The sequence below is a fragment of the Streptomyces sp. NBC_00669 genome (assembly GCF_036226785.1).
Classification (GTDB): domain Bacteria; phylum Actinomycetota; class Actinomycetes; order Streptomycetales; family Streptomycetaceae; genus Actinacidiphila.
Genome location: NZ_CP109018.1, coordinates 4,939,443 through 4,964,461, shown reverse-complemented (window position 1 = coordinate 4,964,461; position 25,019 = coordinate 4,939,443). Strand labels below are relative to the sequence as shown.

The following is a 25,019-nucleotide window of genomic DNA, read 5'->3' as shown; positions in this document are numbered from 1 at the left end:
GGCACGGCGGGGGCGGATTCCGGGGAGTCCGGGAGGGAAATCAGGCGGCGCCCTCAAGCAGCCAGACGCTGCAGGCATTCAGCTGGTCAGCGCCCTCGAAGCGGGCGACCGTGACACCCATGTCGTACATGCCGTTGGGGTCGGTGGCGCTGCTCACCCAGTCGCCGGCCGTGCCGTTGCCGGACGTGACGGAATGCCACTGGTACAGGGTGGTGGTGGCCAGGCCCGGGCCCTTGCTCATGAAGCGGATCTGCACATGGTGGCCGTCGGCCAGCGTGTCCTTGAGCTCGATTTCGACGTTGAGCTTGGTGACGCCGGGTGCCCAGTTGGACGCGTAGACAAAGCCGTCGGCTCCGGTCGTGCCGCAGCCCACCTCCATGGCGGACGCGGACGCCGGGGTGGCGCCGAGCACGACGGACGCCATGACGGCGACGGCGCCGAACACCGATGCCTTGGTGATCCTTTTCATGAGATTCCCCTCCCTGGTGATCTGACGATCGAGAGAAGTGAACTCGTACGTGATTGCCGCGTCAAGCCCGAAATGACCGCTGGGCAGGAATACGTCGCACGCCACAACGGGACACGCACGCACGGGAATTGGTCCATCACCAGCCGTTGCGCAAAAGGAATCCCGGATTCAGCTTGAACGCGATGGTCCGATGCGTAGACGTAAACCCATGACGTTCCTGTCGTGGCTGCCGTTCATCCGGGCTTGGACGGAGTCGCCGGCGCCGTCTCGCCTGGAGCGGGCACGCTCACTGCTGAGGCGGCCGACGGACACGTACGGCATCTCACCAGCAGAGTGGGCAAGGCTCGCCGATTTGGTCAAGGAGCGTGAGGCGGCAACGACCGTCATCGTGGCCTCGTGGCTGTTGCCAGGGCTCATGGCCATGGCCGCATGCGTTCCCTTGTTCCCACCGCTTGGGCCTGTCCCGATGCCTGTGTTCGTGCTGTTCTGGCTGCTGGCTGGCCTGGCTCCAGGCCTGGGCTTCTACGTCCTGACGCCGTCTCCGCGATCATCGTTCCGGCGCCGGCCGCCCCGGCGATTGCACTGGTGAGGCGATTCGGCGCGCCAGGGCGCCCCTTGCTCGAACCATCGCCACCACACCCTCCGTCCGAGAGCGTCCCCTCCGTAGACCCACGCTCCCGGCAGCTTGCGCCGACCCCAGACGGGGTTGCAGTTCGGGTTGCAGTCGGCAGTTTCGGGCCTGCGACTCCTGGACCACACTCGGGAGCCGGCGCCGCCGCCGGAGAGGATCGGGCGAACGCGTGCGAGCGTGTCCGGCCGCCTCCGGCCGTGGAGAGAGATGGCCCTCCACCCCTTCGCTGGCCGCCGCGGCCCCGTGGCTTCGGCGGACGGGGCCGTCAACCCGTGGGTTGACGCGGTGGACCAACCCTGGGTCAACCCGACGGCTGACGTCGCGGCGCTGCGCGGACGGCAGTCTCAAGGGCATGACGACGACTGATTACCTCATCTCCGCGGTCCTGATCCTTCTGGTGCTCCCGCAGATCCACGGCACCCGGGTCACCCTGCGCACCGCGATGCTGCCGGTGGTGTGCGTCGCGGCGGCGGCCGCGTACTACCTCAAGTCCTTCCCGACCGGGGGCCACGACGTGCGGCTGTACGTCGTCGGCGCGGCCGTCGGCGCGGTACTGGGGCTCGCTTGCGGCGCGACCACTCTGATGAGTCGCGGCTCCGACGGTGTCGCGTTCGCCAAGGCGGGGGTCGCAGCGGCGGCGTTCTGGATCGCGGGGATGCTGCTGCGCTCCGGGTTCGAGTTCTGGTCCGCGCACAGCGGTGCGGTGCACATCGCGCGGTTCAGCCGCGACCACATGATCACCAGCTCCGACGCGTGGACCGTCGCGCTCCTGCTGATGGCCTTCGCCCAGGTCCTGGCCCGGCTCGTCGTGATACGGGCCAGGGCGCGCCGGGTCACCGCGAGTGCCGCGACCGCGACCGCACCGACCCGGGGCTGACTGCGTGGACACGGGATCGGGCCCGCGCCCGGCCCGCCCCGTGACCCGGACCCGCACCCCGCGGGCCGGGTCACGGTACGTTGCGGCGCCTCCCAAGCGCCGCCCTATCCTTCAGCGCATGACGGATTTCCCGGACGGCCCGCCCGCCGACGCGGTCAGCCCGCGACTGGCGGTGGCGCTGGCCCGCGTCCAGGACCGGCGAGAACGCAGGATCAGGCGCCTGCTGTCCTTGCTGTGGGTCGTCATCATCACCATCGGCGTCCAGTCGCTGTCCGCCCGTCCCTCGCCCGGCACCCACGGGGTGCACCTCGCCGTGACCCTGCTGCTCGCCGGATGCCTGCTGCCGATCGTGGCCGTCGCCTCCGGCCGGTGGCAGGTGACGGCGCCGCGTCCGTGCGTCGCGTACTGCCTGCTGATCGGCGAGTTCGGGCTGGCGCTGGGCATGTTGCAGCCCCACGCCATGTCCGTGCTCCCGATGTCGACGAGCGTGCTGACCGCCTTCCTGGTGCTGTCGCCGGTCCCGGCCACGGCCCTGAGCGGCGTCCTGGCGGCCGAGTTGCTCGGCACCAACCTCGCCGGGATGGACGGCAGCGCCACCAATCTGGTCGGCCAGCTGCAGTTCTGCGCGGTCCTGGCCGTCATGGCGTTCTACATCCGGCAGGCGGGCGGCAACGAGACGCGCGCCGAACTGCTGCTGGCCCAACTGGAGGACGCCCGGGAGGCGGAGACCGAGGCGGCGGCACTGGCCGAGCGCACCCGGATCGCGCAGGACCTGCACGACGTCCTGGCCCAGACCCTGTCCGGACTGGCCATCCAGGTACAGGCCGCACGCAGGATGGCCCGGCGCGACCGGGCCGACGAGGAGTTGCGCGGCTTGCTCGACCGTACCGCGACGCTGGTCAAGGACGGCCTGGGCGACGCGCGCCGGGCCGTCGGCGCGCTGCGCGGGGACCGGCCGCCCTCCCTGGACCGGCTGGCCGAACTGGTCGAGCGCTACCGCACCGACCTGGAGCTCGACGTGACGATGACCGTCAGCGGGACCCGGCGGCCGGTGCCCGACAACGCCGGGGTGGCGCTGTACCGGGGCGCGCAGGAGGCGTTGACCAACGCGGCGCGATACGCACGCGGTGCCCGCACCACGGTGAGCCTCCGCTACGAGGCCGGGGCCACGACACTGACCATCGAGGACCGGCGCGACAGCGGTGCCCCCGTACCGGCCCCGGTGCCAGGCGGCTCCGGCCTGGGCCTGACCGGCATGCGCGAGCGGCTCGCCCTGGCCGGCGGCAACGCGAGCGCGGGCCCGACCGGCCACGGATGGACCGTACGGATGGAGATACCCGCGTGACGCTGCCCGCTGCACGACGCGAACCCGGAAACGGACCCGGACCCGGAACCCGGACCGAACCCGGAAACGGACCCGGACCCGGACCCGGGTCCGGACCCGGAACCCGGACCGAACCCGAACCCGAACCCGGCACCGAACCCGAACCCGGCTCGAAGGTGAGGGTGCTGGTCGCGGACGACCAGCGCGTGGTGCGCGACGGACTGGTCCTGCTGGTCGGCATGCTGGACGGCATCGAGGTGGTCGGCGCGGCCCGCAACGGCACCGACGCGGTCGAACTCGCCGAGCGGCTGCGCCCCGACGTGGTGCTGATGGACCTTGACATGCCGGTCCTCGGCGGTGTCGCCGCGACCGAGCTGCTGCGCGAACGGCTGCCGGACACCGCAGTTCTCGTGCTCACCACCTACGCGGACGACGACTCGGTCTTCCCCGCCCTGCGGGCCGGCGCTCGCGGCTACCTGACCAAGGACGCGGACGACGACCAGGTCGAGGCCGCGATCCACAACGTGCACGGCGGCCGCACCTGGCTCGACCCCGTGGTCCAGGCCCGCCTGGTCGCCGCGATACAGCCCGACGCCCGCGTGCCCGCGAACTCCCCTTCCCAGCAGGGACGTTCGCAAGGCACCGCGGCCCAGCTGCCCGACGGCCTGACCCCGCGCGAGGCCGAAGTCCTCACCCTCATCGCCGATGGCCTGTCCAACGCCCAGATCTGCGCCCGCCTCGTGGTCAGTCAGGCCACCGTCAAGACGCACATCAACCGCATCTTCACCAAGATCGGCGCCACCGACCGCGCCCAGGCCGTCCGCTACGCCTACCGCAACGACCTGACCACCGAGCGGAGTACGTAAGGCGGGACGTACTGCACGGGCCACACGGGTGCGTGTTGCGCGGGTTCGCGTCACTTGCCGCCCGCCTGATGGTGGTCACTTCTTGACGTGGACGGTGCGCTGCGGCCCGTTGGAGTCGATGTGGTGGCTGTCGGAGGTGAACCAGACAACGGCCCAACTGCCGGTGCGGGTGGCTTTGCCGCGCAGGTGGTAGGCGCCCTTGGAGTCGGTCTTCACCCGGGTGACGTAGTGCCAGGTGGAACTGCCCGAGGGGCGGAACTCCAGGTAGGCGTAGGTGTGGGAGATGCCGGACCACTTACCGGAGGTGCTGCGCTGCTGCACGTGCCCGCCGAAGGTCAGGTAGGTGTTCTTGCGGACCGTGGTGTGGCTGGGCGTGCCGCCGGTGATCCGGGACGGGGTCCGGTAGATCTTCACGGCGGAGCCGTAGGACGGGGAGTAGTCCGGCGTGCCACGGAAGTACGCCCGCCAGTAGCCGTTGGCCTGGCCGGCGTAGGTCGCGTAGCAGCTGAACTCGTCCCCGGCCAGCCCGGAGCGGCCGATCTTCGTGGTGCCCACGGTGTGCCAGGTCTTGTTGTCGTACGAGAACTGGATCGTCACCGACTGGGTCCCCGAGGCGAACTCCACCCCGTTCAGGTTGAGCCGGCCGTCGATCTTCGCCTCGCCGTACTCGTCCTCGCTGACGTGGAACGGGGTGACCCGGCTGGGCGAGGGCACGTGCACGTAGACCGGGGTCGTGGTCTGGCTCTCGTCGAGGTAAGGGTCGTAGTTGCGGTAGTTGTCGAAGAAGTAGGCCCCGGCGGTGCCGGTGGTGATCGTGAAGATGCCGCTGGGGTCGGTCGTTGCGCTGGCCTGGTAGTACGGCGGCCCGTCGGCGTTGACCGTCTGCCCCGGTGTCGGCGTCCACACGGTGCCGACCTTCCGCTCCAACACGCCGCGGAGGGTGGTGTGCCCGCCCTTGGGGAGCTTCACGTCGGCGCTGCTGAGTATCCGTATGCGAGTGGTCTCGGCCTTTGCCGGCACGCTGAGGATGGTGGAATCGCTGCTGTCGAGCGCGTACGGGTAGCCGGCGGTGGCGGTGCCCTGCGCGTCGAAGGTGCGGTAGCTGGCGGAACCCTTGACCGTGACGGGCGCCGTCATCCGGCCGTCGGCGCCGACCGTGCCGGTGGCCACCGCCCAGCTCTGGTCTCGTTCGCCGCCGTCCGGTCCCGTCCGCAGGGTGCTTCGCCGATGCTTCCGTCTCAGGTCGGAGTGTCCTCGCCTTCCCGCGAACCGCGCCGTGGCCCGCTGGAAAGCGTGTTGGGGCAATCCCTCACGAGTTCGCATCCCGTATTCTCCGCAGGGCCGGCGAGGCAAGGAGGATCGGGATGGGGATGGACCAGGTGGCTCTTGAAGCCGCTCTCCACGATGCCGAGCAGAGGCTGCAGGCCGCTGTTCGATCAGGTGATGCGCAGGCGCTGGACCTGCTCCTGGACGACCGTGTCATCTACACGGGACCTGACGGCAGCACCATGACGAAGGAGGAGGACCTGGGAGCGCACAGGTCCCGGACCCTGGCCGTCGAGGTCTTCGACCAGCAGGACCTGCACGTGACCGTGGTGGACTCCACCGGGATCACCCGTGTGCTGGCCGGGCTCGAGGGCACCGCCGGAGGACATCCGTTCAAGGCGCGCCTTCGCTACACCCGCACCTGGATTCACGCTGACGGCACCTGGCGCGTCCTCGCCGCCCACGCCAGCGCCGTCCCCGATCTCGGGTGAGGACTCACGGACCAGCCGGGCACGCGGGTCGCCCAGCAGGTACGTCTGCTCGGCCGCGTGGCCCGTGGGAAAGCGTGTTGGGGGCGACCGGTTCGAGGTCGGTGGAGGGTTCCCGGAGACGGATGCCGCGGGCCCGGGACGCGGTGGCCGGACGATCTGCGTCCGGGACCGTATACGTCGAGGACGGCGGAGAGGTAGGTGTTTGCCCACCTCGGAAGTAGGTTCCGGTCCATGGCGCCTGCCGTTCCCTTCCCAGCAGCATGGTCACGAGGCCACGGCGCGTGACCTGGACAACGGGACGAGGGGGTGGGCGGGGTGGACATGTGGCCGTTTCCGGTGGGCGGGACGCCCTGGCCGCAAAGCGTGATCGTGGCGTTGACCGCGGTCTGCGCTGTGCTGGCATTCAGGGCGGAGCAGGCGCGGGGCCGAACGACGGTTACCGCGTTACCGGTTGGGGGGATCGGCTGGCCGGTCGTCGCAGGGCTGGTGGGTGCGGCAGCGTACGGCGCCGTGCCGGTGCTGCTGCTCGCCCTGCACAATCCCGGCCGCGGAGGGGCCGGCTACATGATCACCGTGCCGGATCTGGAACCCGTCGGTCTGTTCCCGGCGGCGCTGCTGATGGCCGGCCTGCTGACCACCGTGCTGCTCCCGTCGGCGCGCGCGCCCAGGCGGTGGGTACTGCCCGTGGTCGCCGTGGGGACGGGCGAACTGCTGCTGGGGACATACTGGCTGACGCATTCCGCGTCCTCCGGCCGGACAGCGCTGAACATCACGGCGAGCAGCGTGAGCATCCTGGTGCTCGCCGCCTTCGCCGGGGCGGGTCTGGTCCGGCCGGCGAACGGAGGGCCCGCGCGGCCGGGCGGAGCCGACGCGGTGAGGTCCGCGCGCTGGGGGCCGCTCCTGCCCGCCGTCGTGGTGATGGCCGGTGACCTCCTCGACCTCGATCTGTGGCAGGGCGCGCCGCCGGGCACCGGGATCGGGCCGGCGGTGACGGGCTGGCTGGTGGGGCTGGCGGTGCTGGCGGCCGTCGTGCTGGGGCTGGTGCGGTGGCCGAGGGCGGCGGCGGATCTGGCCGCCCTGGGCCTGGTGGGGATCGGGGCGTACGACGTCGCCCAGGGCGGGTTCGGGCCGTCCTCGGTGGTGGTGGAGAAGTTCGGCTCCCCGGGCGGGCCGACGCCGCCGCTCCCCCTGGAGATGGCTCACCACGCGTCGGTCCTCGGCGGTATCCAGGGGGCCGTGCTGCTGGCCCTCGGGCTCTGGCTGCTGCCGCTGACCGTGCTGCCGGACTTCCTGCGGCTGCTCGGGCGGGGTCCCGATCCGGCGCTGACCCGGCGGGTGCGGGAGCTGGCCGAGACGCGGGCCGAGGCGGTCAGCTCCGCGGCCGCCGAGTTGCGCAGGATCGAGCGTGACCTGCACGACGGCGCGCAGGGGCGGCTGGTCGCCATCGGGATGAACCTCAGGGTCGCCGAGGAGATGATCCTCAGCAGTCCGGACGAGGCCACCGCGCTGGTCGTGGAGGCTCGCGTCGCCTCAGCGGCGGCGCTGGAGGAACTACGCAGCCTGGTCAGGGGGATGTACCCGCCGATGCTCGCCGACCGGGGCCTGGCGGAGGCCGTCCGGGCGCTGGCGCTGGAGCTGCCGCTGCCCTGTGGGACCGAGATCGATGTACCCGAACGGCTCGACGCCCCGCTGGAGGCGGCCTGCTACTTCGCCATCGCCGAGGTGGTGACCAACGCCGTCCGGCACGCCTCGGCGCGTGCCGTGCAGATCCGGCTGGCCCGCACGCACGGGCTGCTGCGCATCGAGGTGGTCGACGACGGGGTCGGCGGGGCCGATCCCACCCGGGGCAGCGGGCTGGCCGGGGTGGAGCGACGGCTGGCCGCGTTCGACGGCATCCTGGCGGTCAGCAGCCCGTCCGGCGGACCGACGATCGTGGTCATGGAGGTGCCGTGCGCGTAGTCGTCGCGGAGGACCTCTTCCTCCTCCGGGAGGGGCTGGTCAGGCTGCTCAAAGCGCGCGGGTTCGAGATCGCGGCGGCCACCGACAGCGCGCCGGGCCTGCTGGGCGCGCTGCTGGAGCACCGGCCGGACCTCGCGATCGTTGACATCAGGCTGCCGCCCACCCACACCGACGACGGGCTGCGTGCGGCCTTGTCCGCCCGCGAACAGATCCCAGGGCTGCCGATCCTGCTGCTCTCGCAGTACGTCGAGCAGATCTACGCCCAGGAGCTGGTCGCCGACCAGGCCGGAGGGGTCGGCTACCTGCTCAAGGACCGGGTGTTCAGCGACGACCAGTTCGTCGACGCGATCCGCACGGTCGCCGCGGGCGGCACCGTCATGGACCCCCAGGTGGTCGTCAAGCTGCTCGGCCGCCGTGGCCGCGGCGCACGCGAACCCCTCTCCACGCTCTCGGAGCGGGAACGCCAGGTGCTCGAACTGATGGCCGAGGGGCGCTCCAACAGCGCCATCGCGAACCGGCTGTTCATCAGCGAGAAGGCCGTGTCCAAACACAGCACCAGCATCTTCACCAAGCTGGAGCTCGTCCCCTCCGACGACGACAACCGCCGGGTGCTGGCCGTTCTCGCCTACCTCATGTCCGCCCCGCACCAGGGCCGCCGCACCCCGCCGAGCCTCTGAGCCGGTCAGGAAACAGGAATCCGCCGGGCCGACAGCCGACCTCGAACGCGGGGCGTGGCCCGGTGCCGCCCAGAAAACCCGGGAGGGTCCATGACGAACACACCGATCACCAGCCAGGACCACCTGACGCGCCGCCGCCTGGTAGGTGCCGCCCTGGCAGCCGGGGCCGCCCTGCCGATCGGCGTCGCACGCCAGGCGTCGGCCGCTCCGGTCACCGAGAACCCGGTGCGGCTCACCCTGCCCGCACCCACCGGACCGTACCCGGTGGGCACCGTACAACTGCATCTCGTCGACCCCTCGCGTCCTGACCCCGTGGCGGGCCCCGGGCGCCACCGCGAGTTGATGGCCAGCGTCTGGTACCCCGCCAGGAACGCCGGGCGGTATCCCCTGGCCCCTTACGCGTCCCCCGCCGTGACACGGGCGCTCCTCGCGAACGCGGGCTTCCCGGCCGGCATTGCGGTGGCTCCGCTCACAGCCGGCCACGAGGGCGCCCCCGTGCTGCGGCCGGACGGACGGCTGCCGGTCGTCGTGTTCTCGCACGGCGCGCACGATCACCGTGCGGACACCACCAACGTGGTGCAGGAACTGGCCGGCCACGGCTACGCGGTGGTCACGGTGGACCACACGTACGACGCGTTCAGCGAGTTCCCCGACGGCCGGCTCACCGTTCCGCTCGACACCCCGGGTCTGGGAGCACCCGACTTCGCCACGGACATCGTGTTCGTGCTCGACTGCGTCGAGAACCTCGCCGCCGGGCGCAACCCCGACGCCGGGCAGCGGCCGCTGCCGGCCGGCCTGCTCGGTGCCCTCGACCCGTCACGCATCGGCATGTTCGGCTGGTCGAAGGGCGCGACGGCGACCACCCTCGTGATGAGCCAGGACCGGCGCGTCCGGGCCGGGCTCAGCTTCGACGGACCGATGCAGCCGGCGGTCACCACCGACCTGGACCGGCCGTTCATGCTGATGACCGCCGAGTTCACCCGAGCCGCGCAGCCGAGCGTCGCCGAACTGTGGTCGCGTCTGCGGGGATGGCGGCTCAACGTCCAGGCGGAGGGCGCGATCCACTCGTCCTACTGCGACGTCCAGGTCCTGATCCCGCAACTCGCACGAGCCGTCGGGATGAGCGATGCGGACCTCCAGGGCTGGATCGGCACCCTCGACCCGGCCCGGGCCGTGCGCATCCAGCAGGCGTACCCCCTCGCGTTCTTCGACCAGCACCTGCGGCATCGCGGGCAGCGCCTGCTCGACCGCCCGAGCCCGGCCTTCCCGGAGGTGAGGTTCCTCCCCTGAGACGACGGACCTCGGCGCACACCTCCCGTGCCGCGACGGACCCGCCCCGACCGGCCCGCGCGTTCTCCGCTTCCTCATGGCGGCAACCCGTCAGGCGCCGTACGTGTCCTTCCACCGTCTGCGGTGGGCTCGGTCGCCCTGACCGGTGCCGTTGAGGGCGAGGAGGGCCGGGAGCGGGGTGCCGGTGTTCCATTGGCCCAGCAGGTCACGGTGGACGGCCAGAATCCGGTGCCGGACGGCGAGAGCAAGCGCCGCCTTGCCGAAAGGACACGTGGCCACGAACACCGCGACATCCGCCTGGTGGTGCAGCCATGCCGTGCCGACGAACTTCTGCATGTCACCGCTGGGCACGTACCGATGCGGGGCGTAGTGCTTGCACTGCACGACCAGCCGCCGTCCGTCAGGGAGCGTCCCCGTCACGTCCGCACCCAGGTCGCCGGACTTACCGGTGACCACCACGTCCGTGCAGCCGTCGCGCCGGCACAGCTCCGCCACGTACCGCTCGAAGTCCCGCCAGTGCATGGCGTCCACCTCGGCCAGCGAACGGTGCCTCACCCGTATCGCGTCCTGTTCCCGCCACCGGCGATCCCCGCCACGCAGCAGACGGTCCGTCCGCCACAGCCACCACAGCACCCCTCCGACGACGCCGAACCCCGCGACCCCTGCCACGTACGGCCACGCGTCCGCCCAGGAGTTCGCCACCAGGAGCACCAGCACGGCGCACCCCGCCAGGACCGTGTTCCGCCGGAACTCGTACCTCCGCCGCGCGGCCGAACGGCGCTTGCGCTTCCTCGCCACGCATCCCCCATCCCCTGTCACCCTGTCACCCCGCGACCGACGCGAGTGTGACCGGTGCAGGCCCGTCAAGGAAGGGCGCCTGCTGGCCAACGCCTCACCGTGCCTCCGAGCGCAGTCGGTAGGTCAGTTGAAGCGGGAGTACGGACGCGGCGCTGAAGGTGCCGGCCGATCATGCGCTGGTCCGGCCGGACGACGGCGGGACGCTGCGCATGGTTTCGCCGCTGGGGCGGGTGTGCGAGGCGCCGTTGGGGCTGGACCCGCCGCTGGAGGAGTCGCCGGCGGGCGTGGGCTCCGAGGAACTGCGCGGCCCGCCGCGGCCCTTGACCAGGAGCGCACCGTCGGATTCGCGGGTTCGCGGCGTTTGCACCGATGAGCAAGCGCGCCGGGGCGTCCTAGCATGTCGGCGACCACGAAACGCCGAGCACGATTCCGGAGGTCCGGTGCCCGCCGAACCAGAACCCGAATCCGAACCCGCGTCCGCGGACGGCGGACCCGCGTACGGCTCGCCGCCCGACCGCGCCGCCAAGGGGGCGGCGCCCCGCTGGGGCGGAGGGCGCCGGCGGATCGTCGCGGCGGCCGTCGCCGCCCTCGTGGCCGCCGCGATCACCGCGGGCGTGCTGGTATCGGCCGGCCACCACGACGCGAGCACCGGCAACCGGCACCCCTTGGCGGCCGACGGGCTGCGGCACACCCCGGTGGACGCCTCGCCGGGCAGTTGCGGGCGGGGCTGGGGCGGCCCCGGGAAGGTCACGCCGCGCTCGGGCACCCAGGTCTTCGACCTGCACAACTCCTCGGCCTCCGCCACCGACGTGGACCTGATCGACCCGCGCACCGGGAAGGTCTACGGCGAGGTCGAGGGCCTCGCCCCGGCCGGCAGCCGCCCGATGGTGGTGGACCTGGGCAGCGGCACGTACGCCTTCAAGTGCCTCCAGGAGGACACCGACGCGGTCACCGGCCCGACCGTCACGGTCCCGGGCACCGCGCCGCGGGGACCGGCCGGCCTCCCGGTCACCGAGCACGACCTGATCCCGCCGACCCTGGCCTACCAGACCTGGATCGGCACGCGGATGACCGAACTCGTCGGCGACACGGGCGCATTGAAGGAGGACGTCGACCGCGGCGACCTGACGGCGGCCCGCCGCGACTGGCTCGCCGGCCATCTGGTGTACGAGCGGATGGGCGCGGCCTACGACACCTTCGGCGACGCGGACGGCGTGATCAACGGCACCACCGCGATCGGCCGGGACCCGCTCAAGGACCCGGACTTCACCGGCTTCCACCGGATCGAGTACGGCCTGTGGCACGGCGAGTCGGCGAAGTCCCTGCGCGGCCAGGCCGCGACGCTGGACAAGGCCGTCCGCGCGCTGCGGGCCACGTGGTCCACGCAGCGGATGGACCCGATGGCCATGGGCCTGCGGGCGCACGAGATCATCGAGAACGCCGAGCAGTTCGAGCTGACCGGCCGCACGGACTACGGGAGCGGCACCAACCTGGCCACCGCCCGCGCCAACATCGACGGCACGCGGGAGATCCTGGGCAAGCTCAACTCCCTTCTGGTGCCGCGCGACACGGGCCTGGCCGCGCTGAACGCGGCGCTCGACCGCGCGGCGGCCGACCTCGACGCCCAGCACCACGACGGTCGGTGGACGCCGCTGGGGGACCTGACCCGGGCCCAACGCGAGCGGATCGACGCCGACTTCGGCGACCTGCTGGAACGCCTTGCCCCGGTGGCGGCGATCTTCGACGTTCGGAGGACGGCATGACGACCGGCACGCACGCCCCGCGAGGTGAAGGCGCCCCGCGAGGTGAAGGCGACCCGCGACGTGAAGGCGACCCGCGGGGCGAAAGCGATCTGCGGCGGCGGGGGTTCCTGCGTGGCGCGGCGCTGGGCGTCGGCGCGTTGGCGGGGGGCACGGTGGCGGGCGGCGCGGCCGACTCCGCCTCCGCCGCCGCGCCGAGTCGCCCGCAGGCGGAGCGGGTCGACTTCCACGGCGTCCATCAGGCCGGCATCACTCAGGCCGTGCAGCCCTCAAGCGTCTTCCTGTCCTTCGACGTGACAGCCGCCGACCGCCGCGAACTCACCGATCTCCTGCGTGCGTTGACCGAGCGGGCCCGGTTCCTGACCACGGGCGGCACCCCCGCCCCGCTGGGCATCACCGACTCCCCCTCGGACAGCGGCACGCTCGGCCCCCAGGTCCCGCACGACGGCCTCACGGTCACCACCGGGGTCGGCGCGTCCCTCTTCGACACCCGGTTCGGACTGGCAGCCCGCAAACCACTCCGCCTGACCACCATGCCCGCCTTCGCCGACGACGACCTCCAACCCGACTGGTGCCACGGCGACCTCAGCCTCCAACTCGCCGCACCACACCCGGACACCGTGCTGCACGCACTACGCGACATCACCCGCCACACCCGCGGCGGCATGCAAGTGCGCTGGCGCATGGACGGCTTCACCAGCCCACCAAGACCCACCGGCACCCCCCGCAACCACCTCGGCTTCAAAGACGGCACCGCCAACCCCGACATCACCGACCCCACCACCGCCCGACAACTCCTGTGGACCCACGGCAACGGCGAACCCCCCTGGACCACCGGCGGCTCCTACCAGGTCGTACGACTCATCCGCATGCTGGTCGAATTCTGGGACCGCGTCTCCCTCACCGAACAGGAACGCATGTTCGGCCGCGCCCGCGACACCGGCGCCCCACTCGACGGCACCCACGAATTCGACACCCCGAAATTCGCCCAGGACCCCATGGGCGACGTCATCCCCCTGGACAGCCACATCCGCCTGGCCAACCCCCGCACCACGAAAACCGACAACTCCCGCCTCCTGCGCCGCGCCTACAACTACGACCACGGCATGGACAACGACGGCAACCTCGACATGGGCCTCATCTTCGTCTGCTACCAGCAAGACCTCGAACGACAGTTCACCGCCGTACAGAAACGACTGGCCGGCGAACCACTCGTCGACTACATCACCCCCTACGGCGGCGGCTACTTCTTCGCACTACCCGGCGTCCACGACCGCACCGACTGGCTCGGCCGCGCCCTGCTCACCTGAACGAGCACCGTCGGCGGCTCGCCTCCGGCGGGGACACGCGGCGCGCCGGGGGATTGTCATGCTCCTCCCAATGGGACGATCATGTACAGCAGGTGAACATTCATCGACGGCACGCCGAAGAGCACCACACTGCGGAGGCTGACCAGGTATGCGTGGGACGAGCGGTACGACCAGAAGACCAGGGAGCTCGCGGCTACGAGCGGCGCGCTGGGGGGCATTGGCGGGATCGGCAGCGCTCGTACTGCTGGGCGGAGCCGCGCCGGCCGGGGCCGACACGGCTCACCATGGGGGCGGCGGCGCGACCGCCACTCCGATCAAGCACGTGGTCGTCATCTACGACGAGAACGAGTCGTTCGACCACTACTTCGGCGCGTATCCAGTGGCGGCGAACACCGACGGCACCCCGTTCACGGCCGACCGGCACACGCCCAAGGACATCGACACCGCCCGCCACGCGGGGCTGCTGACGAAGAACCCGAACCAGTACCCGCCGACCCGGCTGAGCCCGTCCCAGGCCGTCACCTGCGACCAGAACCACTCGTACGGCCCGGAGCAGTACGCGGCCGACAACGGCAAGTCCGACGCGTACGTGGAGAACACCGAGACCAGCAAGTGCTCGGGCAATCTCTTCGGCGAACCCGGACTGGTGATGGACTACTACGACGGCAACACCGTCACCGCGCTGTGGAACTACGCCCAGCACTACACGCTCGGCGACAACTCCTACAGCTCGGCGTACGGCCCGTCCACCCCCGGCGCGATCGAGCTCGTCTCCGGCCAGACGCACGGCGTGATCTCCATGGACCCGTCGACCGGCACCGAGAACCCGAAGCAGACCGCCACCCCCGACCCGTACGCGGTCGTCTCGCCGGACGCCAAGGGCGTCGGCACCATGATCAACGACCCGGACCCGGCCTACGACGACTGCGCCGACAACAGCCACACCAGCACCAACGCGCTGGCGGCGCTGACCGGCAAGAACATCGGCGACCTGCTCAACGCCAAGGACGTGTCCTGGGGCTGGTTCCAGGGCGGCTTCCGCCCCTCCACCGCGTGGGACGGCAAGCAGAGCGACTACGCCGACTGCCAGGGCACCACGCACCCCAACGTCGGCGGCGCGGCCTCGGTCGACTACAGCGCGCACCACGACCCGTTCCAGTACTACAAGTCGACGGCGAACCCGCACCACCTGCCGCCGAAGAACGTGGCCGAGATCGGCCACAACGGCCAGGCGAACCACAACTACGACCTCACCGACTTCTCCGCCGCCCTCTCGGCGGGCAGGCTGCCGGCCGTGAGCTTCCTGAAGGCCGCCTCCTACCAGGACGGCCACGCGGGCTACTCCGACCCGATCGACGAGCAGCACTTCCTGGTCAGCGAGATCAACGCCATCCAGTCCTCCCCGCAGTGGCAGGACACCGCGGTCGTCATCGCCTACGACGACTCCGACGGCTGGTACGACCACGCCTACGCCAAGGTGGCCAACGGCTCGAAGGACACCACGGCCGGCTCCAACGGCAAGTCCCTGGACAGCCCGGCATGCCAGGGGGGTCCGTCCGCCATCGGCGGCTACGCCGACCGCTGCGGCCCCGGCACCCGCCAGCCGCTGCTGGTCGTCTCCCCCTACAGCAAGGTCGACGCGGTCGACCACACCCGCACCGAGCAGGCCTCGATCACCCGCTTCATCGAGGACAACTGGCACGCGGGCCGGATCGGCGACGCGTCCTTCGACACCCGCGCGGGCAACCTCACCGGCGCATTCGACTTCAAGCACCCGAACGACCGCCAGGTGCTGCTCAACAGCGACGGCTCGGTGAAGTCCGTCCGGCACCTGCACCGCTCGGCCGCCGTGGAGGCTGCCGCGAACTCCGCGTCGGCCGGAACCGGCGGCGGCTCGGCCGCCACCCAGGACTTCGCGGGGTCCGCGAGCGGCTCGGCTGCCCTGCCGCTCGGGATCACCGCCGGTGTGCTGCTGGTCGGCGGCGGCGGGCTGTACCTCGCCCTGCGCCACCGTCACGCGCGCACCACGTCCTGATCCGAGGCACCGTCACCCAGGGGCCGCCCCGGCGCACCGCCGGGGCGGCCCTTCCGCGTCGTCAGCGAGGCGTCGGTGCCAACCGTCAGCCGTCAGCCGCCAACCGTCAGCCGCCAACCGTCAGCCGCAGCAGCCGGCCGCCGGCCCCTCCTCGCCCTCGGCGGACGCCGGGGCGGAGGCGCCGATCTGCACCAACTGTGCGACGGGCGCGGGCACGCAGCATCCGCCGCCGCCCTGCACGGCGGCGGGGTCGTCGAAGAGGCCGGCGCCGCCGCACACCCCGGTTTCGGGGAGGGTGAGTTCGACCCGATCGGCGGATTCGAGGTCGCCGGCGAGGGCGGCGACGACCGAGCGGACCTGCTCGTAGCCGGTCATCGCCAGGAACGTCGGGGCGCGGCCGTAGGACTTCATGCCGACCAGGTAGACGCCGGTCTCGGGGTGGGACAGTTCGCGGTGGCCGTGGGGGTAGACGGTCCCGCAGGAGTGCTGGTTGGGGTCGATGAGGGGCGCGAGCGCGAGCGGGGCCTGGAGGCGTTCGTCCAGGCCGAGGCGCAGTTCGGACAGGAAGCCCAGGTCCGGCCGCAGGCCGGTCAGGACGATCGCCTCGTCCACCGGCTCCAGGCGCTGCCCGTCGTCGCCGATCACGACCAGCCTGCCGTCGGCGTCGCGTTCGATCGCTTCGGTGCGGAATCCGGTGACGGCGTCCGCGTGGCCGTGGTCGACCGCGGCCTTGGCGGCGAGGCCGAGAGCGCCGCGGGCGGGGAGCTGGTCGGCGCTGCCGCCGCCGAAGGTCGAGCCGGAGATGCCGCGGCGGAGCACCCACACCGCGTGCGTGCCCGGCCCGTCGCCGGCCTTCGCCAGATCGGCGAGCGAGGCCAGGGCGGTGAAGGCGGAGGCGCCGGAGCCGATGACCGCGGTGCGCCTGCCCGCGTACCGGGCCCGGACGGCCGGGTCGCCGAGGTCGGGGACGCGGTAGGAGATGCGGTCGGCCGCCGCCTGTTCGCCGAGGGCCGGCAGGCCGTTGGCACCCGCGGGCGAGGGGAGGGACCAGGTGCCGGAGGCGTCGATCACCGCGCGGGCGAGCACCCGCTCCTCCGTTCCGTCGGCGAGGGCGTAGTGGACGGTGAAGGGCCGGCTGTCACGGTCGGCGTCCACGATCCGGTCCCGGCCGAGGCGGGAGACGCCGGTGACGGTCGCGCCGTAGCGCACCGCGTCGCCGAGGAGATCGGCGAGCGGTTGCAGGTAGCGCCCGGTCCAGTCTCCGCCGGTCGGATACGTGCCCGGGTCCGGCTTCGCCCAGCCGGCGGGGGTGAGCAGCTTCTCGGCCGTGGGGTCGGTCAGCTCGGCCCAGGTGGAGAACAGCCGCACGTGGGACCAGCCGCGTACCGCGTCCGCGGCGGCCGGGCCGCGCTCCAGGACCAGCGGGGTCAGGCCGCGGTCGACCAGGTGGGCGGCCGCGGCGAGCCCGATGGGGCCGGCGCCGATGACGACGACCGGCAGCTCGGTGGTGGCGGGTGCTGGCATGACTGTGCCCTTCTTCCAGCGCGACCCGGTGCGGAGACCGGTGCCGCTGTTTCGATGTCCGTCGATATATCGAAGGTTGCCTCTCTTATTGATGGGTGTCAACATAGACACATGTCGAACTCTGGGATGGTCGAGCTGCCGGTCCTCCAGGACGCCCCGGCGGTGCCGTGCTGCCCGCCGATCACCGCGGGCGAGCTGTCGGCCGCCGACGCGGAGAAGATGGCCGCGATGTTCAAGGCGCTGTCCGACCCCGTACGGCTGCGGCTGTTCTCGAAGATCGCGTCGCACCCGGGTGGCGAGGCGTGCGTGTGCGACATCCAGGACGTCGGGGTCTCCCAGCCGACCGTCTCCCACCACCTGAAGAAGCTCCGCGAGGCCGGACTTCTCACTTCGGAGCGACGCGGCACGTGGGTGTACTACACCGTCGAGCCGTCGGTGGTGGCGGGCATGTCCGCGTTGCTCGATCTGCGTTCCTGACGCGGAGCCGCCCGTGGGGGCCGAGGGGCCCGCGGGTCAAGAGGCCCGCGGGTCACGGCGCGGTCGCCGTCTCCCCGGCTCCGAACTTCTCCCGCCGGGCGAGAGCGACATGGACCAGTCCGATGAGGACCGGGACCTCGATGAGCGGGCCGACGACGCCGGACAGGGCCTGGCCGGAGGTGACGCCGAAGGTCGCGATGGCGACCGCGATGGCCAGTTCGAAGTTGTTGCCGGCCGCGGTGAACGCCAGCGTGGCGGTGCGGTCGTAGGGCAGCCCGAGGCTCTTGCCGAGCGCGAACGTGCCGAAGAACATGACGGCGAAGTAGGCGAGCAGCGGCAGCGCGATGCGGGCCACGTCGCCGGGCTCGCGGGTGATCGTCCTGCCCTGGAGGGCGAAGAGGATGACGATCGTGAACAGCAGCCCGTACAGCGCCCACGGCCCGATCCTCGGCAGGAACCCGGCCTCGTAGGCGTCGCGGCCCATCCTCCGCTCGCCGACGCGGCGGGTGAGGAACCCGGCCAGCAGCGGCACCCCGAGGAAGACCGCGACGTTGACCGCGATCTTCCACACCGGTACGTCCAGGCCCTGGCCGTCGCCCAGGCCGAGCCACCGGGGCAGCGCGTCGAGGTAGAGCCAGCCCAGCAGGCTGAAGGCGACGACCTGGAAGACGGAGTTGAGCGCGACCAGCACGGCGGCGGCTTCGCGGTCGCCGCAGGCGAGGTCGTTCCAGATGACGACCATGGCGATGCAGCGGGCCAGGCCGACGATGATCAGGCCGGTGCGGTAGGCGGGCAGGTCCGGCAGGCACGACCACGCGAGGGCGAACATCACCGCGGGTCCGACGATCCAGTTGACGACCAGGGAGGACGCCATGAGCTTGCGGTCGCCGGTGACCCGGTCGAGGCGGTCGTAGCGGACCTTCGCCAGCACCGGGTACATCATGACCAGCAGCCCGATCGCGATCGGCAGGGACACCCCGCCGATCTCCACCTTGGCCAGGGCACTGTTCAGGCCGGGGATCGCCCGGCCCAAGCCGATGCCGACGGCCATGGCGATCACGATCCACACCGCCAGGTAGCGGTCCAGGGCGGAGAGTCTCCTCACCACGGAGCCGGTCCCGGCGGCCACCGGAGCACCGCCGTCGGCGGCGGGCGTGGCGGGTTCCGCGGTGGTCACGGGCAGGACCTCTTGTTCTGCCCGGCGGCGACGGCGGACGCGGCGAGCCGCGCGAACTGCTCCGACAGTCCGGCCAGGACCTCGGGCTTGAGCTTGTAGTAGGTGAACCGGCCGCAGGGCTCCGTCTCCACCAGACCGGCCTCGCGCAGCACCTTCATGTGGTTGGACAGGTTGGTCTGTTTGGCCCCGGTCTCCTCGACCAGGTGCGTCGTGCACAGCGTCTCGCGCGCCAGGAGGGTCACGATCCGCAGGCGGAGCGGATCACCCAGCACCCGGATCACATCAGCATCGACTGAAGTCAGCATGCACTGATACTTTCACATCATTGCTCGCTGATACCAGCGGTCGCTGATGTCGTTGCAGCGGTGCAGCGGTGCAGCGGTGCCGCCCACGAGACGAAAGAGCCTTCCATGACCGAGACGCCCGGCCCCAAGCCGTCCGTGCTGTTCGTCTGCGTCCACAACGCCGGCCGCTCCCAGATGGCCGCCGCCTGGCTGGCCCACCTGGCCGGCGACCGCGTCGAGGTCCGCTCCGCCGGCTCCGCGCCCGGCGACGCGGTCAACCCCGCCGCCGTCGAGGCCATGAAGGAAGTCGGCATCGACATCTCCGGCGCGACCCCCAAGATCCTCACCAGCGACGCGGTACGGGAGTCGGACGTGTGCGTCACCATGGGCTGCGGCGACACCTGCCCGGTCTTCCCCGGCAAGCGCTACCTCGACTGGAAGCTGGCGGACCCGGCCGGGCAGGGCGTCGAGGCCGTCCGTCCGATCCGCGACGAGATCAGGACCCTGGTCGAGGGGTTGATCGAGGAGATCGCCCCGGAAGCGGCCGCATGATCACCGGCTGACCGCCGAAGCGGGACGGCCTGCGGCGCCTTCCCGTCGGCGGTGCGGCGGGCTGCCGGCGGCGTTGCGGCGGGCTGCCGGCGGAATGCGCGGGTGGGGGGCGGTGAAGCGCGGGTGGAGGAACGGGAAGCGCGGGTGGGGGATCAGTCGCCGGACCCGCCGGTGCTCCACGTGCTGCCGTCCGCGGTGACCGCGAAGGACCGGGTGTCGGGCAGGGACCCCAGCCAGGCGCGGGCGCTCTCGCCCATGGCGTAGCCGGCGGTGGCGTACGTGTCGGCGTCGGTCAGGCCGCGGCAGACCACGGTCAGCGAGGCGAGCGCGGCGGCCGGCGGGCGGCCGGTCGCCGGGTCGACGATGTGGCAGCCACGTTCGGCGGGGCCGGAGGTGGCGACGGCGAGTTCGCCGTCGGCGTGCACGACGGTGGCCAGTGCGCCCCTCCGCAGCGGGTCGCTCACCCCGATCCGCCAGGGGCCGCCGTGCACCTGCACGTCCCCGCCGCCGTTGACGCACACCGCGTCGGCGCCGGCGGAGGAGACCATCGCGGCGGCCCGTTCCACCGCCCATCCCTTGACCAGTCCGGTGGGGTCGAAGTCGCCCGCGTACCGCGCGCTGAACCAGCCGTCGCTGCGGCGTTCGGCGGCCTCGCAGAGCCGGAGCACTTCCCACACCTCGGGTGAACAGGCCGACAGCGCCAGCGTCCCGGCCGCCAGCCGGCTGATCTGGCTCGCGGGCCGGTACGTCGAGAACGTCTCGTCCACGTGGTGCAGCCACGCCACCGCGGCTTCGAGGGCCGCGGCGGCGCGCGGTCCCGCGCCGCGGACGTCGAAGGAGAAGACCGTGCCCATGGTGTGCTCGACCCTGCGCAGCCGGGCGCCGTCGTCCGCCATCGTCAGCTCCCCGCCTTGTCCAGGGCGCTTTGCAGGGACTGGATGTAGCCCTCGCTGGTGTAGGTCGCCCCCGAGACGGTGTCGATGTGCGCGCTCTGCGCGGCGATCGCCTCCTGCGTGAGCTGGGGTACGGCGAAGCCGGTGATCTCCTGGTCCCGGGGCCCGCTGTCCGGCACCTGGACGGCGGACACGGCGGTGATCCTGCCGGCGTTCAGGGTGACCCGGAGCTGTACGGGCCCGTAACGGGTCTGGATCGTGTCGCCCTGCACGGTGCGGGTCCCCGTCGTGCCGCCCGAGCCCGCGGAGGGCGCGGTCGCGGAGGCGGACGGGGCGGGGACGGCGGGTGGGGTGGCCGCCCCGCCCGCACCGGCCGCACCGGGTGCTCCGGCCGAAGCGGCCGCCCCCGCTGTCGTGTGCGGCTTGAGACCGAGCAGGAGCAGCACACCGCTGACGGTCACCAGCGTGCTGAGCAGGACCCGCCGCGACGGGCGGCCGGCGAGGCTGTTCACGGGCGCCTCACAGTTCGAACGACTCGTGGTGGATGTGGCGGGCCGGTACCCCGGCGGTGCGCAGCGCCTCGTACGACGCGCGGGCCATGCCGGGCGGTCCGCACAGGTACACGTCGTGCTCGGCGACGTCGGGGACGGCGGCGCCCAGGAAGTCGGCGGTCAGCCGCGGGCTGCGGCCGTCGGCTTCGTTGAGCAGGTAGTGCAGGCGGGCACCGCGGGAACGGGCTATCGCCTCCAGCTCGCCGCGCAGCGCCAGGTCCCCGGCCGTGCGGGCCCGGTAGATCAGGGTCAGGTCGCCGGGCCGCGCGGGCAGCGACTCGAACAGGGCCCGCAGCGGCGTCACCCCGACCCCGCCGGCGAGCAGCAGCACCTTCTGCCGGGTCCTGCGGTCCGCGGTCAGCGCGCCGTACGGCCCTTCGGCCCAGATCCGGGTGCCGGGCCGCAGCCGGGCGAGTGCCGCGCTGTGGTCGCCCACCGCCTTGACGGTGATACGCAGCAGGTCCGGCCGCGGCGCCGTGGACAGCGAGTAGGGGCTGGCGGTCCACCACAACCCGGGGGCCAGGAAGCGCCAGCGCAGGAACTGCCCCGGCCGGGCGGCCAGTCGCGGCAGCCGCTCGCCGCGCACGATCACCGACACCACCTCCGGCGTCTCCTGGACCACCTGCGCCACCCGGAGCCGGTGCCGCAGGTTCAGCCGCAGCGGCGCCGCGACCCGGTACCAGAGCACGGCCGCGGCGGCCGCCCCGTACAGCGCGTACCAGAAGCTGCGGGCCAGGGGGTGGGAGGAGAAGTCCGCGCCGAGGGCGAGCTGGTGCCAGAAGGCGAGGAAGACCGCCAAGTAGGTCAGCAGGTGCAGGTAGTACCAGGTCTCGTAGCGGACCCTGCGGCGTACCGCCCGGGCGGAGACCACGCCGACGGCGATCAGCAGCGCCCCGCCGATGGTGCCCTTGAGCATGTCGGGATAGGTCAGGACGACCGTCGTGGTCTCGCCGACCACGCCGGTGTGGGCCTGCACCGCGTAGCCCCACAGGATCAAGGTGACGTGCGCGAGCAGCAGGCACACCGTGTAGCGGCCCAGCGCGGCGTGCCAGCGGGCCACCCGGTCGCTGCCCACGCCCTGTTCCAGTACGGGGACCCGCGCCATCAGGCCGACCAGCAGCACGCAGGTGTAGCCGCAGAGCAGTCCGGCGATCCGGCCCGCGCCGATCAGCCAGTCCGCGGTGCCGACGACGGCGCCGGTGTCCTGCCACCACAGCGCCAGGACCGCGGCCGCGCCCGCCCAGCCGAGGGCGAGCACCGGTCCCGCCGGGGAGCGCCGCCGCCCTGGCGGTGCCACCGCGTGCCGCGCCTGGCGCGGGCCGTAGGTGGTGGTCATACGGAATGTCCTTTCCTTCGCCCTGCACGGCCACTGTGCGGGGGAAACCTCTCAACCAGCTCTGAGACCGCGTTCCGGGGCGGGAGTCACAGCGGATTGAGAAGGTTCAGAGCCGATTCAGAGGAAGTGGTGCGCCACGCCACCGCCGCGCCGGGGGATGCTGGACGGACCATGGAATTCGCCCCGCGCGTTCAGCCCGCGCCCCTCACCAGGCCCGACGGCTCACCGGTCCGGGTGCTCGTGGTCGACGACGAGCCCGACCTCACCGAGGTGCTGGCCGGTGTGCTGCGCTACGAGGGCTGGCAGGTGCGTACCGCGGGCGACCTCGCGACCGCCCTCGCCGAGGGCAGGGACTTCCAGCCCGACGCGGTCGTCCTCGACATCATGCTGCCCGACGGCAACGGGCTGACCGCGCTGCGTGGCCTGCGGGCGGCCCGTCCCGACGTGTGCGTGCTCTTCCTCACCGCGCGGGACTCCGTCGAGGACCGGATCGCGGGCATCACCGCCGGCGGCGACGACTACGTCACCAAGCCGTTCAGCCTGGAGGAGGTCCTCGCCCGGCTGCGCGGCCTGCTGCGCCGCGCCGGGATGACCCGGGAGCGCGACGACGCGGCGCTGCTGGTGGTCGGCGACCTCACGATCGACGAGGACGCGCGGGAGGTCACCCGCGGCGGGGAGGCGATCGACCTGTCGCCGACGGAGTTCGAGCTCCTGCGGTACCTCATGCGCAACCCGCGCCGGGTGCTGAGCAAGCCGCAGATCCTCGACCAGGTGTGGTCGTACGACTTCGGTGGCCAGGCCCACGTGGTGGAGCTCTACATCAGCTACCTGCGCCGGAAGATCGACGCCGGCCGGGAGCCGATGATCCACACCGTGCGGGGAGCGGGCTACGTGCTGAAAGCCGCGCCGCAGTGAGGCGGCTGCTGCCGCGCACGCTGCGGGCCCGGCTCATCTGCGGCCTGGTGGTGCTCCTCGCGGTGAGCTGCGCCGCGGTGGGGATCGCGGCCGTCCTCACGCTGCGCTCCTTCCTCACCGACCGGCTGGACCAGCAGCTCACCCAGGCCGGCGGGACGTTCCCGGCCAGCCTCGAACACCGCGGGCCGGGCGAGCCGGACGCCGACAACGCGCACGTGGACACCCGCCGCCAGGCACCCGGTACGTTCGGCGCCCGGCTCCTGCACGGAAAGGTCACCGCGGCCGGCATCGTACGGTCCGGGGCCGACACGTCCGTGACCCTGACGGCAGGCGACAAGGCGGCCATCGCCGCGGTCCCGGTCGACGGCCGCAGCCACCGGCTGGAGCTGTCGGCCCTGGACGACTACCTGGTGAAGGCCGTCGACGGCGACGACGGGGACGTCCTGGTGACCGGCCTGCCGCTCAGCGGGGTGGAGGACGCGGTGACCCGCCTGGTGGCGGTGGAGGGCGCCGTCTTCGGCGGCGCGCTGCTGGTCGCGGGCGCGGCCGGGGCGTTCTGGGTGCGCTGGTCCCTGCGGCCGCTGCGCCGGGTCACCGCCACCGCGGCCTCGGTGACCGCGCTGCCGCTGGCCAGCGGCGAGGTGGCCCTGCCCGACCGGGTACCGGACACCGACCCGCGTACCGAGGTCGGGCAGGTCGGCATCGCGCTCAACCGGATGCTCGGCCATGTCGAGAACGCGCTGGGCAGGCGGCACGCCAGCGAGGAGCGGCTGCGCCGGTTCGCCGCCGACGCCAGCCACGAGCTGCGCACCCCCGTCGCCGCCATCCGCGGCCACGCCGAACTGGCCCGCCTCCACCCGGAACCCGTCCCGCCCGGGGTGGCGCGCGCGCTGGAACGGATCACCGCCGAGTCGGTCCGGATGGGTGGCATGGTCGACGACCTGCTGCTGCTCGCCCGCCTCGACGCCGGCCGGCCACTGGCCCGCGACCCGGTCGACCTCACCCGGCTCGTCCTGGACGCCGTCGACGACGCGCGCGCCACGGGGCCCGACCACCGCTGGGTCCTCGACCTGCCGGAGGCCCCGATCACGACCACCGGGGACCCGCTGCGGCTCCAGCAGATCACCGGAAACCTGCTGGCCAACGCCCACCAGCACACCCCCGCCGGCACCCGCGTCACCGTCCGGCTCCGCCAGGACCGGGCGAGCACCCGCCTCGTGGTCGAGGACGACGGTCCCGGCATCCCCGCGGACATCCTCGACACGGTCTTCGAGCGCTTCGCCCGCGCCGACCACACCCGCCCCGGGGCCCAGGGCCACGGAGCCGGTCTCGGCCTGGCGATCGTGCAGGCGGTCGCCACCGCGCATGGGGGCACCGCGGAGGTACGCAGCTGGCCGGGCCGGACCTCGTTCACCGTCACTCTGCCCGGGCGCCGCCCGGGTGCCGGGCGCCGCCCGGGTGCCGGGTGATGCCGGGGCGCCGGGTGACGCCGGGGTGCCGGTGACGCCGAGGTGCCGGGTGATGCCGGGAAGCCCGGTGGCGCGGCACCGTCGTCCG

General features: G+C 72.4%; 23 protein-coding genes. 14 read left to right on the top strand and 9 right to left on the bottom strand.

The window, feature by feature from the left end:
* Positions 1-40: 40 nt before the first annotated feature.
* Positions 41-469, bottom strand: coding sequence for a hypothetical protein (locus OG896_RS20760; RefSeq protein WP_329367529.1), 429 nt, complete (start codon positions 467-469; stop codon positions 41-43).
* Positions 470-1,452: 983 nt separating this feature from the next.
* Here OG896_RS20760 and OG896_RS20755 point away from each other — a divergent pair.
* The 3 genes from OG896_RS20755 (at position 1,453) to OG896_RS20745 (ending at position 4,167) form a co-directional block, all read left to right on the top strand.
* On the top strand, positions 1,453-1,977 hold the full coding sequence (locus tag OG896_RS20755) for a hypothetical protein (RefSeq protein WP_329367527.1): 525 nt from the start codon (positions 1,453-1,455) through the stop codon (positions 1,975-1,977).
* A gap of 118 nt (positions 1,978-2,095) precedes the next feature.
* Entirely contained in the window at positions 2,096-3,322 is a 1,227-nt protein-coding gene (locus tag OG896_RS20750) for a sensor histidine kinase (RefSeq protein ID WP_329367525.1), read from the top strand.
* 161 nt (positions 3,323-3,483) lie between these two features.
* Positions 3,484-4,167 (top strand): response regulator transcription factor, encoded by a 684-nt coding sequence (locus OG896_RS20745; protein ID WP_443057116.1) that lies wholly within the window; start codon positions 3,484-3,486, stop codon positions 4,165-4,167.
* A gap of 75 nt (positions 4,168-4,242) precedes the next feature.
* On the opposite strand, the gene OG896_RS20740 is transcribed toward OG896_RS20745, so the two are convergent.
* Positions 4,243-5,337: a hypothetical protein gene (locus OG896_RS20740; protein ID WP_329367521.1), complete on the bottom strand. Its 1,095-nt coding sequence runs from the start codon at positions 5,335-5,337 to the stop codon at positions 4,243-4,245.
* 194 nt (positions 5,338-5,531) lie between these two features.
* On the opposite strand from OG896_RS20740, the gene OG896_RS20735 reads away from it, so the two are divergent.
* The 4 genes from OG896_RS20735 to OG896_RS20720 all read left to right on the top strand — a co-directional run bounded on the left by OG896_RS20735 (position 5,532) and on the right by OG896_RS20720 (position 9,850).
* Positions 5,532-5,924 carry a nuclear transport factor 2 family protein gene (locus OG896_RS20735; RefSeq protein ID WP_329367519.1) on the top strand — a complete coding sequence of 131 codons (393 nt, stop codon included), beginning with the start codon at positions 5,532-5,534 and terminating at the stop codon, positions 5,922-5,924.
* A 486-nt stretch (positions 5,925-6,410) separates the two neighbouring features.
* Complete coding sequence (locus OG896_RS20730; RefSeq protein WP_329367517.1) at positions 6,411-7,883, top strand: sensor histidine kinase; 1,473 nt, start codon at positions 6,411-6,413, stop codon at positions 7,881-7,883.
* Positions 7,874-8,560: a response regulator transcription factor gene (locus tag OG896_RS20725; RefSeq protein WP_329367515.1), complete on the top strand. Its 687-nt coding sequence runs from the start codon at positions 7,874-7,876 to the stop codon at positions 8,558-8,560. Before OG896_RS20730 ends, OG896_RS20725 begins: the two co-directional genes overlap by 10 nt.
* Positions 8,561-8,650: 90 nt before the next feature.
* Positions 8,651-9,850 (top strand): alpha/beta hydrolase family protein, encoded by a 1,200-nt coding sequence (locus OG896_RS20720; RefSeq protein WP_329367513.1) that lies wholly within the window; start codon positions 8,651-8,653, stop codon positions 9,848-9,850.
* Positions 9,851-9,940: 90 nt separating this feature from the next.
* Here OG896_RS20720 and OG896_RS20715 read toward each other — a convergent pair whose 3' ends face one another.
* Complete coding sequence (locus OG896_RS20715) at positions 9,941-10,648, bottom strand: restriction endonuclease (protein ID WP_443057115.1); 708 nt, start codon at positions 10,646-10,648, stop codon at positions 9,941-9,943.
* 440 nt (positions 10,649-11,088) lie between these two features.
* Here OG896_RS20715 and OG896_RS20710 point away from each other — a divergent pair, with 440 nt between their 5' ends.
* The 3 genes from OG896_RS20710 (at position 11,089) to OG896_RS20700 (ending at position 15,753) form a co-directional block, all read left to right on the top strand.
* Positions 11,089-12,411 carry an EfeM/EfeO family lipoprotein gene (locus OG896_RS20710; RefSeq protein WP_329367511.1) on the top strand — a complete coding sequence of 441 codons (1,323 nt, stop codon included), beginning with the start codon at positions 11,089-11,091 and terminating at the stop codon, positions 12,409-12,411.
* A complete protein-coding gene (gene efeB, locus OG896_RS20705; protein ID WP_329367510.1) occupies positions 12,408-13,718 on the top strand; it encodes an iron uptake transporter deferrochelatase/peroxidase subunit in 1,311 nt (436 codons plus the stop codon). Before OG896_RS20710 ends, efeB begins: the two co-directional genes overlap by 4 nt.
* A gap of 148 nt (positions 13,719-13,866) precedes the next feature.
* A complete protein-coding gene (locus OG896_RS20700; protein WP_329367508.1) occupies positions 13,867-15,753 on the top strand; it encodes a phospholipase C in 1,887 nt (628 codons plus the stop codon).
* Between the two features lie 120 nt (positions 15,754-15,873).
* On the opposite strand, the gene OG896_RS20695 is transcribed toward OG896_RS20700, so the two are convergent.
* Positions 15,874-17,277, bottom strand: coding sequence for an NAD(P)-binding domain-containing protein (locus OG896_RS20695; protein ID WP_329367505.1), 1,404 nt, complete (start codon positions 17,275-17,277; stop codon positions 15,874-15,876).
* A gap of 111 nt (positions 17,278-17,388) precedes the next feature.
* On the opposite strand from OG896_RS20695, the gene OG896_RS20690 reads away from it, so the two are divergent.
* Complete coding sequence (locus OG896_RS20690) at positions 17,389-17,754, top strand: ArsR/SmtB family transcription factor (protein ID WP_329367503.1); 366 nt, start codon at positions 17,389-17,391, stop codon at positions 17,752-17,754.
* 52 nt (positions 17,755-17,806) lie between these two features.
* Here OG896_RS20690 and arsB read toward each other — a convergent pair whose 3' ends face one another.
* Both arsB and OG896_RS20680 read right to left on the bottom strand, forming a co-directional pair.
* Positions 17,807-18,931, bottom strand: coding sequence for an ACR3 family arsenite efflux transporter (gene arsB / locus OG896_RS20685; protein ID WP_402444351.1), 1,125 nt, complete (start codon positions 18,929-18,931; stop codon positions 17,807-17,809).
* Positions 18,928-19,236, bottom strand: coding sequence for an ArsR/SmtB family transcription factor (locus OG896_RS20680; protein ID WP_329367501.1), 309 nt, complete (start codon positions 19,234-19,236; stop codon positions 18,928-18,930). The genes arsB and OG896_RS20680 overlap by 4 nt, the downstream gene beginning before the upstream one ends.
* Before the next feature lie 105 nt (positions 19,237-19,341).
* Here OG896_RS20680 and OG896_RS20675 point away from each other — a divergent pair, with 105 nt between their 5' ends.
* Positions 19,342-19,767, top strand: a complete 426-nt coding sequence (locus OG896_RS20675; RefSeq protein ID WP_329367499.1) for an arsenate reductase ArsC — start codon at positions 19,342-19,344, stop codon at positions 19,765-19,767.
* A gap of 152 nt (positions 19,768-19,919) precedes the next feature.
* Here the strand turns inward: OG896_RS20675 and OG896_RS20670 are convergent, their stop codons facing one another.
* Genes OG896_RS20670 through OG896_RS20660 form a run of 3 tightly spaced genes read right to left on the bottom strand, consistent with a single transcriptional unit; the run spans position 19,920 to position 22,547 of the window.
* Positions 19,920-20,663, bottom strand: a complete 744-nt coding sequence (locus tag OG896_RS20670; protein ID WP_329367497.1) for an FAD:protein FMN transferase — start codon at positions 20,661-20,663, stop codon at positions 19,920-19,922.
* 2 nt (positions 20,664-20,665) lie between these two features.
* Positions 20,666-21,172: an FMN-binding protein gene (locus OG896_RS20665; RefSeq protein ID WP_329367496.1), complete on the bottom strand. Its 507-nt coding sequence runs from the start codon at positions 21,170-21,172 to the stop codon at positions 20,666-20,668.
* Between the two features lie 7 nt (positions 21,173-21,179).
* Positions 21,180-22,547 (bottom strand): ferredoxin reductase family protein, encoded by a 1,368-nt coding sequence (locus tag OG896_RS20660; protein WP_329367494.1) that lies wholly within the window; start codon positions 22,545-22,547, stop codon positions 21,180-21,182.
* Between the two features lie 171 nt (positions 22,548-22,718).
* Between OG896_RS20660 and OG896_RS20655 the strand changes: the two genes are divergently transcribed.
* Together OG896_RS20655 and OG896_RS20650 are read left to right on the top strand one after the other, a co-directional pair.
* Positions 22,719-23,462, top strand: coding sequence for a response regulator transcription factor (locus OG896_RS20655; protein ID WP_328466049.1), 744 nt, complete (start codon positions 22,719-22,721; stop codon positions 23,460-23,462).
* Positions 23,459-24,931: a sensor histidine kinase gene (locus OG896_RS20650; protein ID WP_329367492.1), complete on the top strand. Its 1,473-nt coding sequence runs from the start codon at positions 23,459-23,461 to the stop codon at positions 24,929-24,931. Before OG896_RS20655 ends, OG896_RS20650 begins: the two co-directional genes overlap by 4 nt.
* Positions 24,932-25,019 lie beyond the last annotated feature (88 nt).